Source organism: Pseudidiomarina donghaiensis, assembly GCF_900116895.1.
GTDB lineage: Bacteria > Pseudomonadota > Gammaproteobacteria > Enterobacterales > Alteromonadaceae > Pseudidiomarina > Pseudidiomarina donghaiensis.
This window is the reverse complement of record NZ_FPCF01000003.1, coordinates 48729-74173: the sequence shown is the minus strand read 5'-3', so window position 1 is coordinate 74173 and position 25445 is coordinate 48729. Positions and strand designations below refer to the sequence as shown.

The following is a 25445-nucleotide window of genomic DNA, read 5'->3' as shown; positions in this document are numbered from 1 at the left end:
ATTGCTGCGCGCCTTGGAATTTCGTAAATCACAACTAATTAGCGTTTTTCACGATCTTTTAGGTATTGCAGCAAGGTTAAATACTCTTGCTTTTCCGTGCGGTTGAGAGGTGCTGTGCGTTCTTTCTCAAGAAGTTCATTGGCTCGCTGTTCAACAAATTGATCAATGAAGTACGCAAAAATATCAAAAAATTCTTGATTGACCCGGTCGGTCTCTAGGTGATGTTGCCAACGAGCGAGTTGACGCAGTGCTTTTTCTTCAGGCTCGCCGCGCCACAATTCGAGCAACTGAGCACTGGTTAAAGCTTGTGCTTGGGTTTGTTCGTGTAGTTTAAGCAACAACTCAATACCGGGCTGTTTTAAGCCGCGAAGTTCATGATGCAGCGGAATTTCTTGGCCTAGGTAGGGGTGCTGTACCAATAACCCGATAGCTCTTCGCATGGGCGTCATTTTCAGTCCATCTTGCGGTGCCTTGGCGGCCGTTGGCGCTTTAATCTGGCTTGCAAGTTGCGAGGTTTCACGCCGTAACAAGCGCGCTAAACGCTCCATGAGCGTGTCGCGGTAAAACTCACTAGCTACACGTTCTATCAGCGGCTTAGCCTGCTTTAATAATAGTGACTTACCTGCGTCTGACTGCACATCAATGGTTTCTGTTAGGTGAGCAAAAAAGTAATCCGTAAAACTTTGCGCCTGGTTTAAACGTTCCGTAAAAGCTGAAGCACCCTCTTTGCGCACTAAGGTGTCAGGGTCTTCTCCGTCCGGTAAAAACAAAAAGCTCAGCTCAATACCGTCGTTTAGCAATGGTAAGGCGTTCTCTAAGGCTCGCCAGGCAGCATCTCGACCGGCGCGATCGCCGTCGTAGCAGCAAACGACCTTTCTGGTGGCGCGAAACAACATTTGCAGTTGCTCGGTTGTGGTTGCTGTTCCGAGTGAGGCTACTGCGTAGCTAATGCCAGCCTGCGCCAACGCCACCACGTCCATATACCCTTCCACAATAACCACTTGTTGCAGCTCTCGGTTGGCCTGACGAGCTTCATAAAAGCCGTATAATTCGCGGCCTTTATGGAAGATACGTGTTTCTGGAGAGTTTAAATATTTGGGGCCGTCGCCTTCAAGAATACGTCCGCCAAAACCAACCACACGACCACGGCGATCACGTATAGGGAACATCACCCGATCGCGGAAGAAATCATAATAGCGGCCTTGATCATTACGATTCACAAGCTTTAGAGCCACTAACTGATCTTTGCTGCGCTGATCTTTGCCTAGCGAACTTAAGAGACTGTCCCAGCCATCTGGCGCGTAGCCAATTTGAAATTGCTTCACAATTTCACCGCTTAAACCGCGGCCTTTCAAATACTCAATAACACGAGTGCTGTTTGAATGTTGCCGCAGTTGGTGTGCGAAAAATTTCGCAGCAAGCTCCATTTGTTCATAATCACTGCTTTCTTGAGCACGCTTGCGCGCATCTGCAGCCGGATTTGAACTGGTTTCTCGGGGTACTTCAAGGCCCAGCATGTGTGCCAGTTCTTCCACGGCTTCCGGAAATTCTAAGCCGTCAAACTTCATCAAAAAATCAAGCGCATTACCATGCTCGCCGCAACCGAAGCAATGATAAAACTGTTTGTCGGGCGCAACCGTGAAGCTTGGCGATTTTTCATTATGAAATGGGCAACAAGCTTGGTAATTTCGGCCTGCTTTTTTCAATGGCACACGGCTATCCACAAGTTCAACAACGTCTGCGCGCTCAATTAAATCGTGAATAAAGCTCTTAGGAATTAAACCTGCCATGGCCTGCCCGGTGCTTAGGTGCACATAAGTTCAAATTGAATAAATATGAACTGATTATAAAGAAAAAGCCGGAATGAGAAAACTCAATCCGGCTCTTCGAGGTCTGTGTTGTAGTGACACCGCTGTCGGCTGTGCCGCTACGGTACCAGTGTCTTAATACAGACGAGTGCGACGTGCATTTTCACGCGACAATTTTTTCGCGTGACGTTTAACTGCAGCTGCTTTCTTACGCTTACGCTCTGAAGTTGGCTTCTCGTAGAATTCACGACGACGAACTTCTGATAATACACCTGCTTTCTCGCAAGAGCGCTTAAAGCGACGCAAAGCTACGTCAAACGGCTCGTTTTCTTTTACTTTAACAACTGGCATTAAAATCTCACCTCAATGAAAATTCGGTTGTTGGGTTAAAATTGGTGCTGAATTGTAGCGACTTCAGATCCTGATGTAAAGCCTAAGATCAATTTTAATAAGGGAAGTATGCCAATTTGGTGGGATAGAGGCGTTGCCACTGCAAGACAGGCTGAAACAGGACTTGCATGGGGTGCGGCAACGCCTCTAAGAGCGTTATGAAAACATAACAATATCAGTATGCCACACCCCTGCGACAGTTATTGTCGCTTACTTTAGCGTGGTCTAAAATAATAATAAAAATCATGCAGTTTCGGTGATTAATTTGTACACTATATGCCTCTCACCGCCGCATCTTTGACCGGAGCCTACGATGCTAGATACCTTTTTATTCCAATTCACGTCATTATTCACAATGATTAACCCCATCGCTGCCATTCCTATATACATTGCGCTAACAGAAGCAATGACGCCTAAGGCTGCTCGCTGGGTTGCCATGCGCGCTTCTATTACGGCATGTATTGCGCTCTGTGTGTTTGCCTTAATTGGCGAGGCTATTTTTAGCTTTTTTAGTATTTCGGTGAATGGTCTTCGTGTGGCCGGCGGTATTTTATTTTTCGTGATGGGCTTTGAAATGTTACGCGGGCGGACGGTACCAAAACGCGTAGATGGCGAAACCGAGAGTGACTTTGGCTCAGACGTGGCGGTAACCCCCATTGGCATTCCTATGGTCGCAGGCCCCGGCGCCATTACAATGGTTATCTTGTTTATTCAGGAAAGCCCCGCAACCTCAAACACCGTCAGTTTATTTGCGGCAATTATTGCGGTATGTATTTTAACCGCGTTTGTGTTGGCTACTGGCCGCCAATTACTGGCAAAGCTCGGTCGCAGTGGAAGTAAGATTTTAATGCGCTTGATGGGTTTAATTGTGATGTTGATTGCCGTCGAGTTTTTCTTCGCCGGCATCAAGCCTTACATTTTAGATATTGCCCGCGCTATTTAAGCGCGGGTACTTCCAAACCACGTTTCGCATAAAATTCAGCGACGTGATCTTCTAGGCGATCGTTTTCAATGGCATCGCGCAAGTCTTGCATGACTTTCTGATAAAAGTGCAAGTTATGAATGGTGTTCAAACGTCCACCGAGCATTTCATTTGAACGGTCTAAATGATGCAAATAGGCCCGTGAGTAATTTTGGCAGGTATAGCAATCACATTCAGGGTCTAGCGGCCCAGTATCTGTGCGGTGAACTGCATTGCGAATTTTTACCACGCCATTGCTGACAAACAAATGACCATTGCGGGCGTTACGAGTCGGCATAACACAGTCGAACATATCAACACCACGGCGCACAGCTTCAACCAAATCCTCTGGTTTACCGACGCCCATTAAATAGCGTGGTTTATCGGTAGGCATTTGCGGCGTAATGTAATCCAGTACCCGCATCATGTCTTCTTTTGGCTCACCGACTGACAAACCACCAATGGCATAGCCATCAAAACCAATGTTGGTCAGGCCTTCTAAGGAAATGGTTCGTAGCTCTTCGTACATGCCACCTTGAATAATACCAAACAATGCAGACGGGTTGTCGCCATGCGCCGCCTTTGAGCGCTCAGCCCAACGTAATGATAACTCCATTGAGCTACGAGCTTCGGCTTGGGTTGCAGGATACGGTGTGCACTCATCAAATATCATGACAATATCGGAACCAAGATCACGCTGCACTTCCATCGATTTTTCAGGGGTCAGTAAAATCTTTTCGCCATTGATTGGTGAACGAAAGGTAACGCCTTCCTCAGTGATTTTACGCAATTCGCCTAGGCTGAATACTTGGAAGCCGCCTGAATCGGTCAGAATGGGTTTGTCCCAATTCATAAAGTCATGCAAATCGCCATGCTGCTTAATAATTGACGTACCTGGACGCAGCATTAAGTGAAAGGTGTTGCCCAAACAAATTTGCGCACCGGTTGCTTTCACTTCTTCAGGGGTCATACCTTTCACAGTACCGGCTGTGCCTACCGGCATAAAGGCTGGCGTTTCTACCACGCCACGATCAAAGACCATACGACCTCGGCGCGCTTTGCCCGAGGTTTTTAATAATTCAAATTTCATTTATTCACCGATTTATCAATTCACGGAAAAACAGTCCGAGGCGCCTAGTATACCTTAGCGCGCAGTTCGGGTCACAAACATTGCATCGCCGTAACTAAAGAAACGATAGCGCTCTTGCACGGCTTGTTGATATGCATTCAATACATGGTCACGACCCGCAAAGGCTGATACCAGCATAATCAGTGTCGACTCAGGCAAGTGAAAATTCGTGATCATGGCATCTACTAGCTGAAACTCGTACCCTGGATAAATAAATATATCGGTGTCAGCAAAGAATGGTTGCAACGACAGCCCTTGCTGTTTAGCCGCTTGTGCCGCCGACTCCAACGAGCGAACCGAGGTCGTGCCCACAGCAATAACGCGATTACCGCGTGCATGCGCAGCAGCGATGGCATCAACTGTTTCTTGTGGCACTTCAGCATACTCGCTGTGCATGTGGTGCTCTTCGATATTGTCCACACGCACCGGCTGAAACGTACCCGCGCCCACGTGCAGCGTTACGTAAGCAAATTCGACACCTTTGGCTTGTAGCTCGCTTAATATAGCGTCGTCAAAGTGTAAACCCGCCGTTGGCGCTGCAACAGCGCCAGGTTTCTTGTTGTATACCGTCTGATAGCGCTCACGGTCGCTGTCTTCGTCAGGCCGGTCAATATACGGCGGCAACGGCATATGGCCGTACTGCTCAAGTACTTGAAGTACCGGCTCTGCAGTATTAAATTGCAATTCAAACAGTGCATCCTGGCGTCCTACCATTTCAACTTCTACTGCACCTTCAAGAATCATCTTAGCACCTGGTTTTGGTGACCGATTGCTGCGTAGGTGCGCCAACACGCGCTGCTCGTTAATAATGCGTTCGACTAATACTTCAACTTTACCGCCCGACACCTTTTCGCCTAACAAGCGCGCAGGAATAACCCGAGTATCATTGAACACCAATAAATCGCCCGAATTAATATGCGCGATAATATCTTTAAATTGTTCATGCGCCAGCTCACCCGTGGTGCCATTGAGACACAGCAAGCGGCTAGCACTGCGCTCGGCCTGAGGGTAGCGGGCAATTAATTCATCGGGTAAGTCAAAGCTAAAGTCTTTTACATTCATGGAAGTTTCATCGCTTATTCAGTTGGCGCGTACTTTACCGTTTTTAACTGTCGAAAAAAAGCACTGAAGGTGTCGCTTGCATCATGAAAGACAAAAAAAAGCGCGCCTAGGTAGGCGCGCAAAAAACGAGATGACAACCGATCAGGGAGATCGGTTAAAATGAATACGTCACCGCTTGTGACAACAGATCACTCGCTGCATTATTTTTTTGACAAGCAACTAGGCTCGACTTGCTAAAAATATAAATTTTATCTCGTCCTCCCGCGTCTTGCTTGCCTGCTCCTTGCAGTACAAAACTGATGTGCTCATTATTAGGCAACGATTTGAGCGTTGAGCCATAGGTACACAGCGTGTTTGCTAACGTTTGTTCAAACGTATCGACTTGTTGTTGCAGTTTCTGCGCCCGTTCAGCACGACGTTGCGCTTGTTTTTCACGTATTTCCGAACTTGCAGCGCGCAATGCTTGTTTGCGTTCTTCCAATTTAGTTCGCGCCGCCGCTAATTGCTCTTTGGCTGCGCTCAGTTGCTCTTCGATGGTTTTGCGCCCAGCGCCATCGGCACTATTGAGGGCAAATTCAAGGTCGCGAACTTTTCGACGTTTATCATGCATGTCACGAACCAAATCGCCCACTTCTAGGCCGGCTTCCGCAACTTGGTGATAGGCCATTTCCATTTCTTCTATGTCGCCTTCAATAACTTGTCGTTCAATGATCACTTCCGACATTGGTGCATCAGGCGGCATTGGCGCGTCGAAATCAAAATCAAAATCAACGTCGAAATCAATTTCAAACTGACGGCCAAAACTAACCCGGTACACAACACCTTGACCAGCCAAGTAATTGTAGCTCAGTCGTTGCGACCGAAAATGCCCACGACGCTGCTGCTTCGCTTCGTTTTGCTGCGCTAATTTAGTTTCAAAAATACTATTCATTACTTCAAGCTCTTGCTTTAAAGCATCGCGCGTTGCGGCACTATTTTGCTGAGCTTGCGCCACTACCGTTGCACAGCCGGCAACAGTTAACGCCAAAAGTGATAATGAAAGTGCTTGTTTGCGTAACATAAGTAGCTCCTAACAATGGCCTCTATTGCTCACTGTAATTGACTTGTTGTACCCAACCATCTGCGTACTGCTGCAGTTGATTAGCAAAATAATACTGATCACTCTGGCGTTGCTCATTCACATAGCGAATCAGCTCGGCTAGATCGCTTTCACGTTCTTGGCGATTTACTGCCAGCATATAATCAGCGAGTTGTTGATTGGCTTGCGCCATTTCGGTACGAAAATCTTGTCTAAAGTCACTCCGCAAGGTGTTGGCGTAATTGGCCAGAACAACCTGCTGTTGCGCACCATATTGACTTAACCGCTCGGCAATCATAGCTTCTAATTTCGCTTCATCGGCACCGCCAAAGCTAACCGAGAAGCCATGTTGATTGCTGTTAAATTGCACCTGCCCCACGACCAATATCACAGCAATAGCTGATGCACCCAAAGAGGTCAGCGAAAGCCATGGTTTCTGCCACCAGGGCTGACTGTGGGTAGGGTTCGCCCGAAATGTTGATTCGCGTGGCCAGTGCGGAACAGGTTCTTCACGCAACTCGGCTGTGGTTTCCTCTAGCCATTGTTGAAAGTCTTGTGGCTTACTCATACAACCTCCACCCATTCTTGTAACTTACTCACCGCCCCGTACAGTCGCGACTTCACGGTACTCAGGGGAATCTCTAATTGTTGGGCAATATCTGCCAAGTGCATGTGTTGGAAAAATTTCAGCTCCACCACTAAACGCTGGTCCAACGGCAATTTTTGCATGGCTCTAAATAGCTGCATGCCGCGTTGTTGGCCGGCATATACTTGCTCTGGGTTATGCCAATCGTCGTCACTGGCTTGGTCAGCTACTTCAGAGTCATCAGTGGCAAACTTGCGCCGCCGATAATGTTCAATGCAACGATAATGCGCAATGCTCATCAGCCAGTTCTTAAAAGAGCTTTCGCCACGCCAAGTTGCTAAGTTGCGAAACACCGACAAAAACACATCCTGCATTAAATCCAGGGCGTCTTCACGGTTACCAACCATACGCAGCGCATAGTTATAGACTAACCGCTCATAACGACTTATCAGCTGCAACCAAGCTTTCTTGTTATTTATCAACGCTTGCTTTACCAAACGTTGGTCTGATGGTGCGAACACAGTAAGTAATTCCCATAATGTTGTTGCTTATATAGTCGCACAAGGCCGCAAAAAAGTTTTCTAAGCGCAAAAAAAAGAGCACCGAAGTGCTCTTTTTGCGACTTTATTACAGCTGTTGGCTAAGCACCGAACGCCGCTTTGATAATAAAGAAGAATATAATCGACATAATTGCACCCGCTGGCAGGGTTACTACCCACGACACAACTATATTACGCACCACGCCTAAGTTCAGTGCCGCAATACCACGAGCCATACCAACACCTAGCACTGCGCCAACTAATGTTTGGGTGGTTGAAATTGGTAAACCAGTACCCGAAGCAATAACTACGGTCGTTGCTGCAGCCAACTCAGCTGCGAAACCGCGGCTTGGGGTCAAGTGCGTAATGCCTTTACCAATGGTTGCAATAACACGACGCCCCAGCATTGCTAAACCAAGTACGATACCGAACGCACCAACAGGTAGTACCCACCAAGCAAGTTTCGCTTTCGATGATATTTCACCACCGCTTTCAACAATACTTACCACCGCTGCTAATGGCCCTATGGCGTTCGCAACGTCGTTTGAACCGTGCGCGAATGCCATTGCACAGGCAGTAACGATCATTAATATTGCAAAAACTTTTTCCACGTTGGTGTAATGCATATTTTTGTCGGCAGCAGGATCAAATTTCAATCGCATGATTAAAATTTTGCCCAAAATACCAACTGCAATACCGATACCAATTGCTAGCGAATAACCTTCAAAGCTGGTTAATTCAATACCGACATGTTTCAGGCCTTTTTTAATGGTCACTAGCGAGATCATGAAGCCAGTTAGAGCCATATAAAACGGCACATAACGCTTCGCCATATCGAGTGGCTTTTCACTGTCAAATATCAGTTTTTGCGCACTTAAGAACACAAAATAAGCAATGAGACCAGCAATCATTGGCGTGATAACCCAGCTACCAATAATACCCAGCACCGAGCCCCAATTCACGGCTTCAACACCAACACCAACCGCCGAGAAACCGACGATAGCACCAATGATTGAGTGAGTTGTTGACACCGGCCAACCCGCCCACGAGGCCATCAACAACCACGTGCCGGCAGCAAGCAGTGAGCCAATCATACCGAACACGAGCAATTCAGGTGTGTCGACAAAGTATGCTGACTCAATAATGCCCTTGCGAATGGTTGATGTTACTTCGCCACCAGCTAAATAGGCGCCGGCAAATTCGAAAATCATCGCCACAATAATGGCTTGTTTGATGGTTAGAGCTTTTGAGCCAACCGACGTACCCATGGCATTGGCGACGTCATTGGCACCAATACCCCAGGCCATAAATAAACCAAATACCGCAGCCAGCACGATCAAAGTCATGCTATATGTGCTTAAAATATCCATTCTATCTACTCCGACTTAGACTCGTGCAAGCATGAGCTCGAAACGGGCACCCACGCGCTCGGCTAGGTCAGCTAGATCACCAACCCAATCTAAAATTTGATACAAGAACATCACATCCAGCGGGCTCATATCATTTTCGAGCGCGCGTAATTGACGACGCAATTTTACTTGTAAAGCATCAGTGTCTTGTTCAATTTCGTCTAATTCTGAAATCATTCTGTCAACGATGTCGCGCTCACGGCCTTTAAAGCCCACTTCAAGCAAATCGTCGAATTCACCAATGGTTTCCTTGGCTTTATCGGTTGCATCTAAGCAACGCGCCAAATAGGCATCAAAGCCTTCAATCATTGATTTAGGAATTTGCATTTCGCGGCCGGTCATCAAGCCAGAAATGTCTTTGGCTTTATTCGCTATGCGGTCTTGCTGAGAAACTAACTCTAATAAGTCAGTACGCTCAACCGGCATAAACAAGCCACCAGGTAGGTTCAATCGTATTTCGCGTTTTAAATCATCAGCTGCTTTTTCTTTTTTGACAATTTCTTTGCGGTGAATTTCTGCTTCACTCCAGTCTTCATTGTATACCGCCTGGAAGAATGGTTTTAGCGTCATTGCACAATCATGAACCTGATCAATATGTTCGATCATCGGTTTAATCGGAGACTTGGCAAACATACCAAGAAACGAATTTGCAGACATAAAAGTTCGCCTTTGTTGCTGCGGAAATTAACGTAAATTTTAACCTGAATTCAGGTGCGCGAATACTAACGAAGATTTTTTTCTCACGCAAAGCCTAAATTACGTATTGTGGTTAAACAATAACCTAATTACTGTATTAGAGTCATGAAAAAATTAAGGATGTTCACTCATGTTTGAATGGATAATGATGCCCGAAGCTTGGCTCGCCCTACTTACCTTAACTTTGCTCGAAATAGTCTTAGGTATCGACAATATAATTTTTATCTCGATATTGGTCGGCCGACTACCTGAGTCGCAACGGCAAAAAGCACGGCAACTTGGCTTAATGCTTGCCATGGGCATGCGTATTGCTCTGTTACTCGCTATTGTTTGGGTTATGGGCTTAACGAAACCGTTATTTTCAGTCTTTGAATTAGACTTTTCAGGGCGCGATTTGATACTGCTTGCCGGTGGCATGTTCTTACTGGCCAAAAGTACCCTCGAAATTCACCATTCATTGGAAGGTTCTGAAGAGCAAAAAAGCTCTGGTAAGGCGGCAACCTTCGGCGCAATTATCACGCAAATTGCCGTAATAGATATTGTCTTTTCATTAGACTCTGTCATTACCGCTGTGGGTTTAGTAGAGCATGTCAGCGTCATGATTATTGCAGTTGTTGTGGCAGTATTGGTGATGTTGTTCGCAGCAAAAGCTATTGGCGACTTTGTTGATGCACACCCAACCATAAAAATGTTAGCGCTCAGTTTCTTAATACTTATTGGCTTTACATTGGTGGGGGAAGGCCTAGGCTTCCACGTGCCAAAAGGCTATGTGTACTTCGCCATGGCATTTAGTTTGGGCGTAGAGTTATTGAACTTGAAGATACGCAAGCAGCGCCAGCCGGTGCATTTGAAGAAACGCTTAGGCGACGAGAAATAATCTCGCCGCCCGCGTTGCGTTCACGCTTTATTGCGAGAATTTTAGAACGAATATACCAAAGTAACCGCTGTTTCAGTATCAAGCTTCTCTTTGCTCGAATCTTCAAGATACGAGTTGTGATTTCCTGCCACTGAAAATTTTAACGCTAAAGACGAATTCACGTTTGCAGAAATGGATACTTCTGCACGTGTTTTCGTATTATCTTCACCAACTTCAGATGAAGCCAATGCATTGAATTTTGAGTTTTTACTGATATCCCAAACCAAGTTTCCAGCAACACGAACAATCACACTACTTTCTTGTTCTTGCGGTACTCCGTTTACTATCGGCTTATTGACTGAGTAACCAGGGCCCACCTCATAATCGGCATATAAGCTTTCGCTATAACGGTAGCGCGCACCATAACTCACAGCTAAGGTACCTTGATATTCATAACCGCTAAATTTGTCTTCTTCGTACGAGCCGAAAATAAAGACTGACGAACGGCTGTCAGGCTCAAATTTATAGTTGCTTTGACCCGACACGAAGGTACGGTCACCGGTCAATATAGTATCACCGGTAGCCTGATCTTCTTGCTCAGAGCGATAATAATCAATGACACCTTTGTGACGCCAGTTCTCAAAGTCACGGGCCAAATTCAATTTGGCTTTAAAGGTTTCAGTTTCAGTGTTACCCGAAGTAAATAATAACCCCACTTCCGCGCTAGCATCCCACTCTTTTTTCTCTGTGGTGTCTAGATCGCTCGCGTCGTCATACATGAAGATACTTGCAGAGGCAGGCATTACTGCACAAACTGTAAGAGTTGCCGCTACGGCAATGACTGAATTTTTGAAGCGCACGCGATTCCCCCTAATTCTTTTTCGTTTGTAAACGCCAAAAGACGCCTTATTGGTGCAATTATAACCGATAAGACGCCATTAACTAACCCTGAATTAATTCACTTTAGCGTCTAATTCGCCCCGTTCGTAGCGCTTGAACATTTCTTCAAGCGACACCGGCTTAATTTTGCTGGCTTGTCCGGCACAGCCAAACGCTTCGTAGCGTGCTTTACAAATTTCGTACATAGCATCGGTTGATGCTTTCAAATATTTGCGTGGGTCAAAGTTACTGGTGTTCTGCGCCAAGTGGCGACGAATGGCACCGGTTGATGCTAAACGCAAGTCGGTATCAATGTTGACCTTACGTACGCCATGCTTGATGCCTTCGGCGATTTGCTCAACCGGAACGCCGTAGGTTTCTGGAATTTCACCACCAAACTCGTTGATCACTTTCAACCACTCTTGTGGTACTGATGAAGAACCATGCATCACCAAATGGGTGTTTGGAATACGCTTGTGGATTTCTTTAATGCGGTCAATGGCCAAAATGTCACCGGTTGGTGGGCGTGAGAACTTGTATGCACCGTGCGAAGTACCACATGCAATCGCTAAGGCATCAACATTGGTTGCACGCACAAATTCTGCTGCTTCTTCTGGGTCGGTTAACAATTGGTCATGGGTTAACTTGCCTTCCGCACCAACGCCGTCTTCTTCACCAGCTTCACCGGTTTCAAGTGAGCCAAGCACGCCAATTTCGCCTTCCACAGACACGCCGCAAGCATGGGCCATGGCGACGGCTTCGCGCGTAACGCGTACGTTGTAATCATAGTCAGCAGGCGTTTTGCCGTCTTCTTTTAATGAACCGTCCATCATAACCGAGCTAAAGCCCAATTGAATTGAACGCTGACAAATGGCTGGTGAGGTACCGTGATCTTGGTGCATAACCACAGGAATGTGCGGCCACTCTTCAATGGCAGCCAAAATAAGGTGACGCAAAAATGGTGCGCCCGCGTAGCTACGTGCGCCAGCTGAAGCCTGCACGATTACTGGGCTATCTGTTGCATCTGCTGCTTCCATAATGGCGCGCATTTGCTCAAGGTTGTTCACATTGAATGCTGGAACACCGTAGTTGTTTTCAGCTGCGTGGTCGAGCAACTGACGTAATGAAATTAATGCCATCTGTAGGTTCTCCTAATATCCTATTGGGTTTGGCTAGTTAGCCATTTAATGCGCGTTCTTCCAGAATCGCGACTGCAGGTAATTTTTTACCTTCTAAAAACTCTAAAAATGCGCCGCCACCGGTTGAGATATAACTGATTTTATCAGCGATACCATACTTATCAATGGCTGCAAGGGTATCACCGCCGCCGGCTATTGAAAATGCCTTACTATTCGCAATGGCGTTAGCTAGGGCTTTTGTGCCTGCACCAAATTGGTCAAATTCAAAGACGCCCACCGGGCCATTCCATACAATTGTACCGGCTTGCTCTAAAATTTTAGCAAAGGCTGCGGCGGTATCTGGCCCGATATCAAACACCATATCGTCATTTGCGATGGTGTTGACAGCTTTGGTTTCGGCTACGGCTGCTTCGCTAAACTCTTTACCGGTAACCACATCGCTGGGTAGCGGAATATCGCCACCTTTAGCCTGTGCGGCAGCAACCAAACGCTTGGCTTCATCGATTAAGTCTTCTTCATACAATGATTTGCCAACATTATGGCCAGCGGCTGCAATAAAGGTATTGGCAATGCCGCCACCGACAATAAGCTGGTCAACAACGCCTGAAAGCGACTCTAACACCGTTAGTTTAGTCGAAACTTTCGAACCACCCACAATAGCCACCAACGGACGCGCAGGGTTCGCCAGTGCCTTACCTAATGCATCAAGTTCAGCCGCAAGTAGTGGCCCCGCACAGGCCACATCGGCATATTTCGCCACACCGTGGGTTGACGCTTGGGCGCGATGCGCAGTACCAAATGCGTCCATGACGAACACGTCACACAAGGCCGCTAGCTGCTGTGCCAGCGTGTCGTCGTTTTTCTTTTCGCCTTTGTTAAAACGAACGTTCTCGAATACCACCACTTCGTTGCTATTCACTTCAACGCCATTTAGATAATCACTCACTAGGCGCACAGGAACGTCTAAAGCATTGTTTAAGTAATCAACAACCGGCTGCAATGACGCTTCAGCATCGAAAGAGCCTTCTTCTGGTCGGCCTAAATGCGACATCACCATCACTTTTGCGCCGCCGTCTAATGCCGCTTGAATAGTTGGGATTGCCGCACGTAAACGCGCATCGGAAGTGACCTTGCCCTGTTTAATCGGCACGTTCAGGTCTTCGCGAATTAATACGCGCAAGCCTTCAAGATCTAAATCTGACATTGTAATAACGGATGACATACCTTTGCCTCGTCGCTGATTAATTGTTCTGCGCAAGCATGACTTGCGCAGTGTCTAACATTCGGTTTGCAAATCCCCACTCATTGTCGCACCAACACAACACTTTAATCAGGCGCTTGTCTGCTACGCGCGTCTGCGTACCATCAACAATGCTTGAGCGCGGATCATGGTTAAAATCTATCGATACTAGGGGCTCGTCTACAAACCCGAGAATTTGCGCCTGGTGCCCACGCGCGGCTTCGGCCAACACCTGATTGACCTGCTCAACGGTCACTGGCGTGTTCACGGTCACGCTTAAGTCCATCGCCGTGACGTTGGTGGTTGGTACGCGTACTTGTATGGCCTCAAAGCGCCCAGCAAACTTCGGCAGAATGCGCTCAATGCCGCGCGCTAAGCGGGTATCCACTGGAATAATAGAACGCCCTGCGGCGCGCGCTAAGCGCGGATCGCTATGATAAGCATCAATCACTTGCTGGTCATGCATCGCCGCGTGAATGGTGGTAATAGCTCCACTGTCGATACCAAACGCTTGGTCGAGTACCTGAATAACCGGCACTATGCAGTTGGTGGTGCAAGAGCCATTCGATACCCAACGGTGCTCTGCCGACAAGTCGTCGCTATTCACCCCGAAAATTGCAGTAAAGTCTAAATCTGGCGCGCCTGGCTGCGAGAATAAGACGCGTGGCACGCCAATATCCTCATAGGCTTGACCATGCTCCCGGGTGCCGTGCACGCCGGTGCAATCAAGCACCATATCAACATTCAATTGAGCCCACTCAAGGTCACGAATTTCACTATCCGCAGACACGCGAATAAGGTCATCACAAACGCGCATGTGGTGTGCACTTTCAACCACTACCGGGTATTGGAAACGACCATGGCTGGTGTCGTACTTCAGCAAATGGGTCATCGCCTCTACCGGCGCAAGCTCGTTAATTGCAACCACTTCAATGTGCTGGCGATAACCTCGCTCGTAAAGCGCCCGCAGAATGTTCCGGCCAATACGACCAAATCCATTTATCGCTATTTTTGCGGGAGCTTGACTCATGCGTTTAGTAATTCCTGAGCAATGGTCACGATGTTTTCTTCCGTGAAACCAAAGTGCTTAAACAATTCATTAGCCGGTGCCGACTCACCAAAGGTAGTCATACCGACAATACGCCCCTGCAAGCCAACATACTTGAACCAGTAATCGGCAATACCGGCCTCAATCGCGATACGCTTAGCCACTGAACTTGGGAGCACGCTTTCACGGTATTCGGCGTCTTGCTGGTCGAACACATCGGTTGCTGGCATAGATACCACGCGCACCTGTGTTCCTTGCTGTTGCAAGGTATTCGCCGCTTGCACGGCTAATGCCACTTCTGAACCGGTGGCAATTAAAATAAGCTCTGGGGTGCCCGAGCAATCAACCAGCACGTAACCACCACGTTCAATGTTGGCCACTTGCTGAGTCGTGCGCTGTTGTTGCGCCAGGTTTTGACGGCTAAAAATTAACGCCGTTGGGCCATCTTGACGTTGCACTGCATATTTCCATGCCACTGCAGACTCAACTTGGTCACACGGACGCCAAGTGCTCATGTTTGGTGTCATACGCAGGCTAGCAATTTGTTCCACCGGCTGATGGGTCGGGCCATCTTCACCCAAGCCAATAGAGTCGTGGGTATAGACAAAAATACTGCGCTGCTTCATGAGTGCGGCCATGCGCACTGCATTACGGGCGTATTCCATAAACATTAAAAAGGTCGCGCCGTACGGCGCAAAACCACCATGCAACGCAATACCGTTCATAATGGCTGACATACCAAATTCACGAACGCCATAGAAAATATAATTACCATTGGCGTCGTCTTTACTGACACCTTTTGAACCGCTCCATAAGGTTAAGTTCGAGCCCGCTAAGTCAGCTGAACCGCCTAATAATTCTGGCAATAACGGGCCATAAGCGTTCAAGGCGTTCTGTGATGCTTTGCGGCTGGCAATATCTGCCGGCTCAGCCTGTAATTTGGCAATGTAGTCGTTGGCTTGCTGCGCAAAATCAGCTGGCAGCTCACCGCTTAAACGGCGCTTAAGTTCAGCTGCAAGCTCTGGATACACCGCTGCATAGGCCTCAAAGCGCTTATTCCAGTCTTGTTCAAGCGCATTGCCTTGCTCTTTAGCCGACCAAGCAGCGTAAACATCGGCTGGCACTTCAAATGGACCATGCTGCCAACCTAATTGCTTGCGTGCGGCAGCAATTTCGTCAGCACCTAAGGGGGCGCCATGACAGCTTTCTGTGCCTTGTTTGTTTGGTGCGCCGAAGCCAATGATGGTTTTACAAATGATCAAGGTTGGCTTGTCGGTCACTTGGCGTGCAGCCTCAATAGCGGCTTTTACGGCGCCAGTATCGTGGCCATCAACATCGGCGATAACGTGCCAGTTATAGGCTTCAAAACGCTTCACCGTGTCATCGCTAAACCAGCCTTCGACTTCGCCATCAATCGAAATGCCATTGTCGTCATAAAACGCAATTAATTTGCCAAGGCCTAAGGTACCCGCCAGTGAACAGGCTTCATGCGAAATACCTTCCATTAAGCAACCGTCACCCAAAAAGGTGTAGGTATAATGATCGACAATGTCGTGCTCTGGACGATTAAACTGCGCGGCAAGAACTTTTTCTGCTAACGCCATGCCTACTGCATTGGTGACACCTTGGCCTAACGGCCCGGTGGTGGTTTCAATACCGGGTGCATAGCCGTATTCTGGGTGACCTGGGGTTTTTGAATGCAACTGGCGGAAGTTTTTCAGTTCGCTGATATCTAAATCATAGCCGGTTAAATGCAGCAATGAATAAATCAACATAGAACCGTGACCGTTTGATAATACAAAGCGGTCACGGTCAGCCCAATTCGGGTTAGCGGGGTTGTGTTTCAGGTAATCGCGCCACAGTACTTCGGCAATATCAGCCATACCCATTGGTGCACCAGGATGCCCAGAATTAGCCTGTTGTACGGCATCCATGCTCAGTGCGCGGATAGCGTTAGCTAGATATTTTCGCTCAGTTACTGCAGTCGTCATAACAAAACCCCGAATCTATTGCATAAAAGATGCGCGTATTCTCCACAATTCGGGGCCTTGACGCAAATTAGATATCAGCTAACAGTGCTTCAACCTTATCGGTTTTCTCCCACGGGAACTCGTCGCGGCCAAAATGACCATAAGCGGCTGTAGGCAGATAAATCGGACGCTCTAGGTCTAGCATTTGAATCAAGCCATAGGGGCGTAAATCAAAATGCTTACGCACCAAAGCAATCAGTTTTTCTTCGCTGTGCGCACTGGTGCCAAAGGTTTCAATACTAATTGACGTTGGCTCTGCCACACCAATGGCATACGACACCTGAATTTCCACACGATCAGCAAGGCCGGCAGCAACCAAGTTCTTGGCAACATAACGAGCCGCATAAGCCGCGCTGCGGTCAACTTTCGATGGGTCTTTGCCTGAGAACGCGCCACCACCATGGCGAGCCATACCACCGTATGTATCAACGATGATTTTACGCCCAGTTAAACCGCAATCGCCCATAGGGCCACCGATCACAAATTTTCCGGTTGGGTTAATAAAAATACGATCTTGGCTTGGTGGGAACCATTCAGCAGGAAGTACTGGCTTGATAATAGTTTCAATAACAGCTTCACGGAGGTCTTTCTGACTAATGTCTTCATGATGCTGAGTTGATAATACAACCGCATCAATACCTACTGGCTTACCGTCTTGGTATACAAACGTCAGCTGTGATTTAGCATCTGGGCGTAACCATGGCAAAGTACCGTTTTTACGTACTTCCGCTTGGCGCTGCACTAAACGATGAGCATAGGTAATAGGCGCCGGCATCAGCACATCGGTTTCATTAGATGCGTAACCAAACATCAGACCTTGGTCGCCAGCCCCTTGTTCTTCTGGGCTTGCTCGGTCAACGCCTTGATTAATATCGGGTGACTGCTTACCAATGGCATTTAACACGGCACAGGAATCTGCATCGAAGCCCATATCCGAATGCACATAGCCAATTTCACGTACGGTATTACGCGTAATTTCTTCAATATCTACCCAGGCGTTGGTGTTGATTTCACCACCAACTAACACCATCCCGGTTTTCACAAAGGTTTCACACGCCACACGAGCTTTAGGGTCTTGCGCCAAAATGGCATCAAGTACCGCATCTGAAATTTGGTCGGCGATTTTATCAGGGTGCCCTTCTGAAACTGACTCAGAAGTAAATAAATGCTTTGCCATGCGTTGCAATCTCATGTTGGTTATTTCGGGCAAACGTCTTGCCAATACAATTAAGAACTAAAAAAGTGGGCGTAGTTTATCGAAACTACGCCCACTTTTCTACATTTAGACGTCTAAAAGTCTTTATTTCTGTTTTAGTGTTGCCATATCAATGACAAAACGATATTTCACATCGCTTTTTAGCATCCGTTCGTACGCGTCATTAATGTCATCCATGGCAATCATTTCAATGTCCGAAGTAATGCCGTGCTCAGCACAGAAGTCGAGCATTTCCTGAGTTTCGGCAATGCCACCAATCAGCGAGCCGGCAAGGCTCCGACGTTTCGCAATCAAGTTATACACTGCGGGCGATGGGTGTGACTCAGCCGGCACACCAACTAAAGTCATGGTGCCATTCAAACGCAGTAAACTTAAATAGGCATCAAGGTCATGGGGTGCGGCCACCGTGTTCAAAATAAAGTCGAGGCTATTGCGCCACGTTTTCATTTGCTCTTCGTCTTTTGAAATCACGACATGATCAGCGCCAAGGCGTTTTGCATCGTCCACTTTACTTGGCGACGTGGTGAATAACACCACTTCTGCGCCCATCGCTTTAGCTAACTTCACCGCCATATGGCCAAGACCACCAAGGCCTACCACGCCAACTTTATGCCCCTTGGTCACGCCCCAATGGCGTAGCGGTGAGTAGGTGGTAATACCGGCACAAAGCAATGGCGCAACGCCAGCTAAGTCAAGCTTGTCTGATACTTTTAGAACAAAGTCTTCGGTCACGGTAATGCGATTTGAATAGCCACCGAAGGTGACGCCACCAGAATGTTTGTCTTCACCGTTGTAAGTTCCAACAAAGCCATTGTCGCAGTACTGCTCATAACCGTCTTCACAGTTCGCACAGGTACGGCAGGAGTCAACCATGCAGCCAACACCCACGGTGTCGCCCACTTTGTACTTGCTAACATTGCTTCCAACACGAGTTACTTTACCCACAATTTCGTGGCCAGGAACACATGGAAACACCGTGCCGCCCCATTCGTTACGAGCTTGGTGCAAGTCAGAGTGACAAACTCCACAGTATAAAATTTCAATTTCAACATCGCTTGCTGTGGGTTCACGGCGATCAAACTCAAAATACTGTAACGGTTTATCCGCTGCTTGCGCGGCGTATCCAATTGCTTTTGGCATAACGTACTCCCCTTTTAGTCGCGCTAAAAATGTGTTCGCATTAACTGGTCGCAATTAATGTTCTGAGTATAACAAAGCCTCATTGACCGTTTGTGTCAGTGGGTGATACCCAGGTTTTGCTTGTTCGTAAACCTCACGAGCCCATTTTAAATTATCTGGTGTTTTGGCCAACTCTCGGTACAACGGACTCACTAATTTATTACGACCAATGGTTAGCAAGTAGTTACGCAACCGGTCGCGTGCTGGTTCATATTTTTTCACAATCGATAATTTCAACCAGGCGTGTGCAATTTCGCTATTCTGAATGTCAGTCAAGCCAAACTCACGATCTAACCGCGCCATATTTTCAGCTGAAATATCTAACGGTAAATTATTGATAAAATGCAACCATTCATGTGTGGTCCATTGCTCAGTTTGCAACTGAGCGCCCTTTAACCAGCGCTGGGTTTGCTGCTCAACTTTTGCAAAAGCATCCGAGGTTGGCTTCGGCGCATCGGCTGGTAAACCGGGCTCGTGCAACCATTCGTTAATTTTGCTCATGCTCACAACATCTGGTTTTTGGGACAGCAGTTCACGCTGCAAGTAAATCTTAAATTGGTCCGTGGAAATACTTTGAAACGCAAAATCGTCAAAGTATTTACGTAAGAACTTATCGAATACGTCGCGACCAAACTTGTTTTCTAAATAAGCTAAAAACAACTGGCCTTTGACATATGGAACTTGTGAGAAAACATCATCTGGATGACGCGTTCCTAGCTGAATATTGAGTACGGTATCGTTCGGTTCAAGGCGTTCTAAATTGTCCAAGAGGTCTTGATAGCCTAAAGCAAACTCCATTTGTGCGCGTTCTTTTCCAAACAACGCCTCCATAATGCGATTTTCAACGTAGCTAGTGAACCCCTCGTTGATCCACAAGTCGCGCCAGCTCGCGTTAGTAACTAAATTACCCGACCAAGAATGTGCCAATTCATGCGCAATGAGATTAATCAAACTGCGGTCGCCAGAAACTACTGTCGGCGTAATAAAAGATAAACGTGGGTTTTCCATGCCACCGAATGGAAAGCTAGGCGGCAGAATAAGCAGGTCATAACGGTCCCAGCGATAAGGACCATACATAGCTTCGGTGACTTCAATCATGCGAGGAGTATCCGCAAACTCCCACGCCGCATCATCAAGGATGTATTGCTCAGCAAACACAGCAACGTTATCACTGATTGATTTTATTGCGAGATCACCCGCTGCTATGGCAATCAAATATGGCGGAATGGCTTGCGGCATACTGAACTGATATTCGCCATCGCGATTATCACTGAGGCTATTATCAGCACTCATGACTGCCAACAGCCCCTTGGGAGTTGTCACTGTCGCGTTATATGTCAAACGCAGCGCTGGCGTATCCTGTATTGGAATCCAGCTCCGTGCATGTATCGGCTGTGATTGACTGAACATAAATGGATGTTTTTTACCCGCTGTTTGCTCCGGCGTAAGCCACTGCAAGCCACTTGCGCTAGGTACAGTTTCATAATGAATGCGTAGTTTTTTAGCTACACTGCCGATATCAACAATTAGCTCACTGCCTAAACTTGGGTGCACATCGCCTAACGTGAATTTAGTCGGCTGCCATTGCTCGTTAAGCCACAGCTCTGTCCGTTTTATCGTCAAATGACTGGTGTCCAAATACACTTGGGTGCTGTCATCATGACGTTGTAACGTGTAGGTTGCATGGCCTTGTAATTTTCGGTTGGCAAAGTCAACGTCAAGAGCCAACTCAAGGTGTGGCGTTGAAACTTCGTTCAGGCGCGCATAACTGTGCACATCTTCCGCCTTGGCTACCCCCGTAGCTAGCCAGAGGGTCACCCCGATAACACTGGTAAAAAGCTTTCGCAATACGGACATTGATAATTTCTCCTTGTGAGCTTGCTGTCGCTCATGATCGGACGGATGTTCGACAAAATCAAATGTTTTGCAGATGCCAAATAGACTTTAGCGGTGGTAAGATGCGACATACTCTTGGTGAACAGCATAAGGAAATCCGCTGCAAATGCGAGTTCCACGTATTTATGAGGCTGCCGGTCAACCGTGGCAGATCGGTGCAAACATCCATCTTTCTGAAGATGCCGCAAATCATGTTGGCCGTGTCTTACGTATGACAGCTGGGCAGCAGCTCGAACTATTTAATGGTGACGGCAACAATTATGCCGCAACCATTGTTGAAGCAACAAAGCGCTCGGTAACAGTGACTATTGAGCACGTTGCAACGAACCAATCTGAGGCACCTTTAGCTATTCACTTAGCACAGGGTATTTCACGTGGCGAGCGGATGGACTTTGTATTGCAAAAGTCAGTTGAACTTGGCGTTACTGAAATTACGCCGTTATTTACCGAACGCTGCGGGGTTAAGTTAACGGGCGAGCGGTTGCTTAAAAAGCAACAACAATGGCAAAAAATCGTCATTGCCGCGTGTGAGCAGAGTGGCCGCAGTGTGGTGCCTCAGGTGCACACGCCGATGCATTTACAGCAGTGGCTTACTGCTGGCGCACCGTCTGGGCTAAAACTGACTCTTGACCCCTATGCTGCGAAGCCGCTACGTGATTTAGCGGATAGCCCGCAGCAGGTCACCTTGTTTATTGGCCCCGAAGGCGGCTTAACCGAAACTGAAGTTCAGGCAACAGCGTCACATGAGTTTTTGCCAGTACGTTTGGGCCCACGTATTTTAAGAACTGAAACAGCGGCGCTAACTGCACTCAGCGTTATTCAATACCAATTTGGCGACCTTGCCTAAGGATATTCGATGAAACTTGCCATGATTATGGACCCGATTGAGTCGGTAAAAACCTATAAAGACACAAGTTTTCGCTTGTTGCTCGAAGCGCAGGCGCGTAATTATGAGTTGTACTATTTAACCATGAATGACTTATCCATTGTGGCCAGTGAACCAATGGCTAACGCGCGCTCGCTGCAAGTCGTCGACCAGGCCACAGATTTTTATACATTAGGCGAGCCGACTGAGATGTCACTTGGCTCATTTGATGTAATTATGATGCGCAAAGACCCGCCATTTGATACTGAGTTTGTCTACGCAACCCATATTTTGGAACTTGCAGAGCGTCGTGGTGCTTTAGTGGTCAACAAGCCACAAAGTCTGCGCGACTGTAATGAAAAACTGTTCACTGCTTGGTTCCCTGAGCTTACTCCTGCGACCATTGTGACGCGTCGAGCTGAACAAATTCGAGCGTTTCATGCCGAGCATCAGGATATTATTCTAAAGCCACTTGACGGTATGGGCGGCGCGTCAATATTCCGTGTTCGCGAAGACGGCACCAACCTTGGTGTTATTATTGAAACCTTAACCGAACATGGCCAGCGCTTCGCGATGGTGCAGCGTTATTTGCCTGAAATTAAAGACGGCGATAAACGCATTTTAATTATTGACGGTGAACCGATGCCCTATGCATTAGCTCGTGTTCCTTCGGCCGGCGAAACTCGTGGTAACCTTGCTGCTGGCGGCAGTGGTCGCCCTCAACCTTTAAGCGAAAGCGATTGGGAACTAGCGCGTCAGGTGGGCCCAGAATTAAAACGTCGCGGCCTTACCATTGTCGGATTAGATGTTATTGGTGACCGGGTGACCGAAATTAATGTCACTAGCCCTACTTGCATGCGCGAAATAGAGGCCGCATATGATATCAATATAGCCGCTAAAGTTTTTGAAGCCGTAGAAAGACAATTGGGTTTGTGTTGATGGAAACATTAAGTAGTCTACAAAATCACTTTTTGATTGCCATGCCGAGCATGGATGATCCTTATTTTGCGCGCACAGTGACCTATATTTGTGAGCACAATAACGAAGGAGCCATGGGGTTGATTATCAATCAACCGGTAGAACTAAATGTTGAAGACTTGCTCGAAAAACTGGAAATCGTTATACCCGATGAAACCCGAGGTCTAGATACTCCGGTTTATTCTGGCGGCCCGTTGGCACGTGATCGGGGCTTTGTGCTGCATTCGAATGATCATATATGGCGCAGCTCTGTCAAACTCAGTGATGACGTGACAATAACCACATCAAAAGATATTCTTGAGGCTCTTGGCCAAGGCAATAAACCAAACGATTATCTTTTAACCCTAGGTTATGCGGGTTGGGAAGCTGGTCAATTAGAGCGAGAACTAGCTGAAAATAGCTGGCTAACTATTCCTGCCGACAATGACATTCTTTTTCATACACCTAGCAACGAACGCTGGCAAAAAGCAGTGAAAAAGTTAGGTATTCAAACGTGGCAACTTGGCCCAGACGTAGGTCATGCATGAGTCAAGTAATCGGCTTTGACTTTGGCACACACAGCATTGGTGTTGCGGTCGGGCAATCACTAACCGGCACAGCCTCACCGCTGCCGGCCTTAAAAGCCAAAGATGGCCAACCCAACTGGGATTTAGTCGCAAAATTATTCGCGGAATGGCAGCCCGATATCGTTGTTGTTGGGCTTCCTTTGAATATGGATGGTACTGACCAACCCCTTACTGACTTAGCTCGCAAATTTGCTAACAGAGTGCATGGTCGGTTCGGCGTGCAGGTAGTTTTGCAAGACGAGCGCTTAACCACGGTAGCGGCCAAAGAGGACTTGTTTAGTCGCGGCGGTTACAAGCAATTGCAAAAAGGCAAAATTGATAGTGCCGCCGCACAACTCATTGTTGAAGATTACTTAAGCCAAATTTAAGCCCAACCACACCTATACCGGTTACAAATTTTCTTCGGCATATTGCGCCAGCGAACTTCTTACGACACCGTTCAAATTGACCGTTGCACTACCTGGGTAGTCTTTAAAACGCTCTACAATATAAGTTAAACCGGAAGTTACCGCTGTTAGATAATAACTATCAATTTGCGCTAAGTTGCCTGAACAAATTATTTTAGTACCGGTACCACAACGGGTAATAATCGTTTTTAATTGCGAAGCAGTTAGGTTTTGTGACTCGTCAAGAATAACAATGGCATTTTGAATACTGCGGCCACGCATAAAGTTGAGCGACTTAAACTGAATATTCGCCTTGTTCATGATGTAATTTAGGCTAGATTCCATGCTTTCATCATGCTTGTGAAGCACTTCAAGCGAGTCTGTAATTGCGGCTAACCAAGGTGCCATTTTCTCTTCTTCGGTACCGGGCAAGTAACCAATAGACTCGGCTATTTCAGGCGTGTTGCGGGTCACAATAATTTTTTCATATATTCCCTGCTCAATAACCAACTCAAGTGCAGCAGCGAGTGCTAGTAGGGTTTTACCGCTACCGGCGGGCCCCGTCAAAATAACTAAATCTATAGCGGGGTCTAGCAACGCGTTCATTGCCATGGCTTGATAAATATTTTTTGGTTGAATGCCCCACGCCCGATAGCTCATCATTCGTTCAAAGCCAATATCGTGCAGCCGCACATGGTGTTGATCGTAACCAACAACTTTGGCGGCAAAATGCTCGCTGTCATCAATAATATATTGATTTCGAAATACAGTAGGTAATATCTCTCGCGCAATTTCATGAAAGGTTTCGCGGCCTTCTTGAGCGCTTGTCACATCACCGACATTAGTCCAGAAGTCACCCTCAATTTCAACAAACCCCTTGGACAAATATTTAATATCGTCAATAAGTTGGTCGGTACGATAATCTTCAACGTGCTTAACCCCAGCCCCCTTGGCTTTCAGTCGCATGTTGATGTCTTTGGTCACCAGCACTACTTTTGTGTCGCTATATTTCTTCTGAATTTCGAGTGCGGATTGAATAATTCGATGATCGTTTTCTGATAGGTTCAGCACGGCATCTTGTTGCTTAAGCTGATAATCGGGATAAATCGCTAATGTTCCCTGTGCATGATGCGCGCCATGCATGTTTGCTAAAGGCACGCCGGCAAGAATTTCGTCGGGGGTTGCATCTTTTAAAGCGTCTTCCAATGAGCGTATGGCTAATCGAGCTTCACGACTGACATCTTTGTGTCGGTCTTTTATGTTATCGAGCTCTTCTAAAACAACCATCGGAATTACGACGTTATGTTCTTCAAAATTCAAAAATGCGAGGGGTTCGTGCAGTAAGATGTTGGTATCAAGCAGATAATACTTCGGTGTGGTTTCAGTCATGCGGGACCTCAAGCTACGTTGATATTTTATTGATTGTGATAACGCGCTACTAATTATTAAGACTAGCCCAACTTTTATGAAAATGGTGTGAATATTGAAATATTTTTCGCTACCATGTGC

24 protein-coding genes are annotated in these 25445 nt (G+C 47.1%); 6 read left to right on the top strand and 18 right to left on the bottom strand.

Features of this window, described 5'->3' with window-relative positions:
* Positions 1 to 38: 38 nt before the first annotated feature.
* Complete coding sequence (gene dnaG, locus BM334_RS07440) at positions 39 to 1790, bottom strand: DNA primase (RefSeq protein WP_092840249.1); 1752 nt, start codon at positions 1788 to 1790, stop codon at positions 39 to 41.
* A gap of 153 nt (positions 1791 to 1943) precedes the next feature.
* Complete coding sequence (gene rpsU / locus BM334_RS07435) at positions 1944 to 2159, bottom strand: 30S ribosomal protein S21 (RefSeq protein WP_034733010.1); 216 nt, start codon at positions 2157 to 2159, stop codon at positions 1944 to 1946.
* 352 nt (positions 2160 to 2511) lie between these two features.
* Between rpsU and BM334_RS07430 the strand changes: the two genes are divergently transcribed.
* Positions 2512 to 3141 carry a MarC family protein gene (locus BM334_RS07430; RefSeq protein ID WP_092840245.1) on the top strand — a complete coding sequence of 210 codons (630 nt, stop codon included), beginning with the start codon at positions 2512 to 2514 and terminating at the stop codon, positions 3139 to 3141.
* On the opposite strand, the gene tgt is transcribed toward BM334_RS07430, so the two are convergent.
* From tgt to BM334_RS07395, 7 genes are all read right to left on the bottom strand, one after another.
* A complete protein-coding gene (gene tgt / locus BM334_RS07425) occupies positions 3134 to 4249 on the bottom strand; it encodes a tRNA guanosine(34) transglycosylase Tgt (RefSeq protein WP_092840242.1) in 1116 nt (371 codons plus the stop codon). The genes BM334_RS07430 and tgt overlap by 8 nt on opposite strands.
* A gap of 54 nt (positions 4250 to 4303) precedes the next feature.
* Positions 4304 to 5350, bottom strand: a complete 1047-nt coding sequence (gene queA, locus BM334_RS07420) for a tRNA preQ1(34) S-adenosylmethionine ribosyltransferase-isomerase QueA (RefSeq protein ID WP_092840239.1) — start codon at positions 5348 to 5350, stop codon at positions 4304 to 4306.
* A 154-nt stretch (positions 5351 to 5504) separates the two neighbouring features.
* Positions 5505 to 6410, bottom strand: a complete 906-nt coding sequence (locus tag BM334_RS07415; RefSeq protein WP_092840236.1) for a hypothetical protein — start codon at positions 6408 to 6410, stop codon at positions 5505 to 5507.
* Positions 6411 to 6432: 22 nt separating this feature from the next.
* On the bottom strand, positions 6433 to 6996 hold the full coding sequence (locus BM334_RS07410; RefSeq protein ID WP_092840233.1) for a hypothetical protein: 564 nt from the start codon (positions 6994 to 6996) through the stop codon (positions 6433 to 6435).
* The gene (locus BM334_RS07405) at positions 6993 to 7535 is read right to left on the bottom strand and encodes an RNA polymerase sigma factor (RefSeq protein WP_092840229.1); all 543 of its coding nucleotides are present in this window, start codon (positions 7533 to 7535) and stop codon (positions 6993 to 6995) included. Before BM334_RS07405 ends, BM334_RS07410 begins: the two co-directional genes overlap by 4 nt.
* A 119-nt stretch (positions 7536 to 7654) precedes the next feature.
* Positions 7655 to 8923, bottom strand: coding sequence for an inorganic phosphate transporter (locus tag BM334_RS07400; RefSeq protein WP_092840225.1), 1269 nt, complete (start codon positions 8921 to 8923; stop codon positions 7655 to 7657).
* 15 nt (positions 8924 to 8938) lie between these two features.
* Positions 8939 to 9619: a TIGR00153 family protein gene (locus tag BM334_RS07395; protein WP_092840220.1), complete on the bottom strand. Its 681-nt coding sequence runs from the start codon at positions 9617 to 9619 to the stop codon at positions 8939 to 8941.
* 169 nt (positions 9620 to 9788) lie between these two features.
* Between BM334_RS07395 and BM334_RS07390 the strand changes: the two genes are divergently transcribed.
* Positions 9789 to 10535 carry a TerC family protein gene (locus BM334_RS07390; protein WP_092840217.1) on the top strand — a complete coding sequence of 249 codons (747 nt, stop codon included), beginning with the start codon at positions 9789 to 9791 and terminating at the stop codon, positions 10533 to 10535.
* 41 nt (positions 10536 to 10576) lie between these two features.
* Here the strand turns inward: BM334_RS07390 and BM334_RS07385 are convergent, their stop codons facing one another.
* The 8 genes from BM334_RS07385 to BM334_RS07350 all read right to left on the bottom strand — a co-directional run bounded on the left by BM334_RS07385 (position 10577) and on the right by BM334_RS07350 (position 21102).
* Positions 10577 to 11374: a DUF481 domain-containing protein gene (locus BM334_RS07385; RefSeq protein WP_256209410.1), complete on the bottom strand. Its 798-nt coding sequence runs from the start codon at positions 11372 to 11374 to the stop codon at positions 10577 to 10579.
* 93 nt (positions 11375 to 11467) lie between these two features.
* Entirely contained in the window at positions 11468 to 12532 is a 1065-nt protein-coding gene (fba, locus tag BM334_RS07380) for a class II fructose-bisphosphate aldolase (RefSeq protein WP_055439633.1), read from the bottom strand.
* Between the two features lie 37 nt (positions 12533 to 12569).
* A complete protein-coding gene (locus tag BM334_RS07375; RefSeq protein ID WP_092840215.1) occupies positions 12570 to 13754 on the bottom strand; it encodes a phosphoglycerate kinase in 1185 nt (394 codons plus the stop codon).
* 19 nt (positions 13755 to 13773) lie between these two features.
* Positions 13774 to 14802, bottom strand: a complete 1029-nt coding sequence (gene epd, locus BM334_RS07370; protein ID WP_092840212.1) for an erythrose-4-phosphate dehydrogenase — start codon at positions 14800 to 14802, stop codon at positions 13774 to 13776.
* On the bottom strand, positions 14799 to 16811 hold the full coding sequence (tkt, locus tag BM334_RS07365; protein WP_092840209.1) for a transketolase: 2013 nt from the start codon (positions 16809 to 16811) through the stop codon (positions 14799 to 14801). The genes epd and tkt overlap by 4 nt, the downstream gene beginning before the upstream one ends.
* Positions 16812 to 16878: 67 nt before the next feature.
* The gene (gene metK / locus BM334_RS07360; RefSeq protein ID WP_092840205.1) at positions 16879 to 18027 is read right to left on the bottom strand and encodes a methionine adenosyltransferase; all 1149 of its coding nucleotides are present in this window, start codon (positions 18025 to 18027) and stop codon (positions 16879 to 16881) included.
* Between the two features lie 123 nt (positions 18028 to 18150).
* Positions 18151 to 19206: an NAD(P)-dependent alcohol dehydrogenase gene (locus BM334_RS07355; protein ID WP_092840202.1), complete on the bottom strand. Its 1056-nt coding sequence runs from the start codon at positions 19204 to 19206 to the stop codon at positions 18151 to 18153.
* Between the two features lie 54 nt (positions 19207 to 19260).
* Positions 19261 to 21102 carry a M1 family metallopeptidase gene (locus BM334_RS07350; RefSeq protein ID WP_092840198.1) on the bottom strand — a complete coding sequence of 614 codons (1842 nt, stop codon included), beginning with the start codon at positions 21100 to 21102 and terminating at the stop codon, positions 19261 to 19263.
* Positions 21103 to 21247: 145 nt separating this feature from the next.
* Here BM334_RS07350 and BM334_RS07345 point away from each other — a divergent pair, with 145 nt between their 5' ends.
* The 4 genes from BM334_RS07345 to ruvX are packed head-to-tail and all read left to right on the top strand — an operon-like array spanning position 21248 to position 23918.
* Positions 21248 to 21988: a 16S rRNA (uracil(1498)-N(3))-methyltransferase gene (locus tag BM334_RS07345; protein WP_092840195.1), complete on the top strand. Its 741-nt coding sequence runs from the start codon at positions 21248 to 21250 to the stop codon at positions 21986 to 21988.
* Between the two features lie 9 nt (positions 21989 to 21997).
* Entirely contained in the window at positions 21998 to 22945 is a 948-nt protein-coding gene (gene gshB / locus BM334_RS07340) for a glutathione synthase (protein WP_092840192.1), read from the top strand.
* Entirely contained in the window at positions 22945 to 23511 is a 567-nt protein-coding gene (locus BM334_RS07335) for a YqgE/AlgH family protein (protein WP_092840189.1), read from the top strand. Before gshB ends, BM334_RS07335 begins: the two co-directional genes overlap by 1 nt.
* On the top strand, positions 23508 to 23918 hold the full coding sequence (ruvX, locus tag BM334_RS07330) for a Holliday junction resolvase RuvX (RefSeq protein WP_092840186.1): 411 nt from the start codon (positions 23508 to 23510) through the stop codon (positions 23916 to 23918). Before BM334_RS07335 ends, ruvX begins: the two co-directional genes overlap by 4 nt.
* Positions 23919 to 23939: 21 nt before the next feature.
* Here the strand turns inward: ruvX and BM334_RS07325 are convergent, their stop codons facing one another.
* Positions 23940 to 25325: a PhoH family protein gene (locus BM334_RS07325; RefSeq protein WP_092840183.1), complete on the bottom strand. Its 1386-nt coding sequence runs from the start codon at positions 25323 to 25325 to the stop codon at positions 23940 to 23942.
* Between the last annotated feature and the right edge of the window lie 120 nt (positions 25326 to 25445).

What these genes read in the sequence shown, in the direction of transcription:
- dnaG (WP_092840249.1), bottom strand. Translation starts at nt 1,790, where the DNA reads ATGGCAGGTTTAATTCCTAAGAGCTTTATTCACGATTTAATTGAGCGC.
- rpsU (WP_034733010.1), bottom strand. Translation starts at nt 2,159, where the DNA reads ATGCCAGTTGTTAAAGTAAAAGAAAACGAGCCGTTTGACGTAGCTTTG.
- BM334_RS07430 (WP_092840245.1), top strand. Translation starts at nt 2,512, where the DNA reads ATGCTAGATACCTTTTTATTCCAATTCACGTCATTATTCACAATGATT.
- tgt (WP_092840242.1), bottom strand. Translation starts at nt 4,249, where the DNA reads ATGAAATTTGAATTATTAAAAACCTCGGGCAAAGCGCGCCGAGGTCGT.
- queA (WP_092840239.1), bottom strand. Translation starts at nt 5,350, where the DNA reads ATGAATGTAAAAGACTTTAGCTTTGACTTACCCGATGAATTAATTGCC.
- BM334_RS07415 (WP_092840236.1), bottom strand. Translation starts at nt 6,410, where the DNA reads ATGTTACGCAAACAAGCACTTTCATTATCACTTTTGGCGTTAACTGTT.
- BM334_RS07410 (WP_092840233.1), bottom strand. Translation starts at nt 6,996, where the DNA reads ATGAGTAAGCCACAAGACTTTCAACAATGGCTAGAGGAAACCACAGCC.
- BM334_RS07400 (WP_092840225.1), bottom strand. Translation starts at nt 8,923, where the DNA reads ATGGATATTTTAAGCACATATAGCATGACTTTGATCGTGCTGGCTGCG.
- BM334_RS07395 (WP_092840220.1), bottom strand. Translation starts at nt 9,619, where the DNA reads ATGTCTGCAAATTCGTTTCTTGGTATGTTTGCCAAGTCTCCGATTAAA.
- BM334_RS07390 (WP_092840217.1), top strand. Translation starts at nt 9,789, where the DNA reads ATGTTTGAATGGATAATGATGCCCGAAGCTTGGCTCGCCCTACTTACC.
- fba (WP_055439633.1), bottom strand. Translation starts at nt 12,532, where the DNA reads ATGGCATTAATTTCATTACGTCAGTTGCTCGACCACGCAGCTGAAAAC.
- BM334_RS07375 (WP_092840215.1), bottom strand. Translation starts at nt 13,754, where the DNA reads ATGTCATCCGTTATTACAATGTCAGATTTAGATCTTGAAGGCTTGCGC.
- epd (WP_092840212.1), bottom strand. Translation starts at nt 14,802, where the DNA reads ATGAGTCAAGCTCCCGCAAAAATAGCGATAAATGGATTTGGTCGTATT.
- tkt (WP_092840209.1), bottom strand. Translation starts at nt 16,811, where the DNA reads ATGACGACTGCAGTAACTGAGCGAAAATATCTAGCTAACGCTATCCGC.
- metK (WP_092840205.1), bottom strand. Translation starts at nt 18,027, where the DNA reads ATGGCAAAGCATTTATTTACTTCTGAGTCAGTTTCAGAAGGGCACCCT.
- BM334_RS07355 (WP_092840202.1), bottom strand. Translation starts at nt 19,206, where the DNA reads ATGCCAAAAGCAATTGGATACGCCGCGCAAGCAGCGGATAAACCGTTA.
- BM334_RS07350 (WP_092840198.1), bottom strand. Translation starts at nt 21,102, where the DNA reads ATGTCCGTATTGCGAAAGCTTTTTACCAGTGTTATCGGGGTGACCCTC.
- BM334_RS07345 (WP_092840195.1), top strand. Translation starts at nt 21,248, where the DNA reads ATGCGAGTTCCACGTATTTATGAGGCTGCCGGTCAACCGTGGCAGATC.
- gshB (WP_092840192.1), top strand. Translation starts at nt 21,998, where the DNA reads ATGAAACTTGCCATGATTATGGACCCGATTGAGTCGGTAAAAACCTAT.
- BM334_RS07335 (WP_092840189.1), top strand. Translation starts at nt 22,945, where the DNA reads ATGGAAACATTAAGTAGTCTACAAAATCACTTTTTGATTGCCATGCCG.
- ruvX (WP_092840186.1), top strand. Translation starts at nt 23,508, where the DNA reads ATGAGTCAAGTAATCGGCTTTGACTTTGGCACACACAGCATTGGTGTT.
- BM334_RS07325 (WP_092840183.1), bottom strand. Translation starts at nt 25,325, where the DNA reads ATGACTGAAACCACACCGAAGTATTATCTGCTTGATACCAACATCTTA.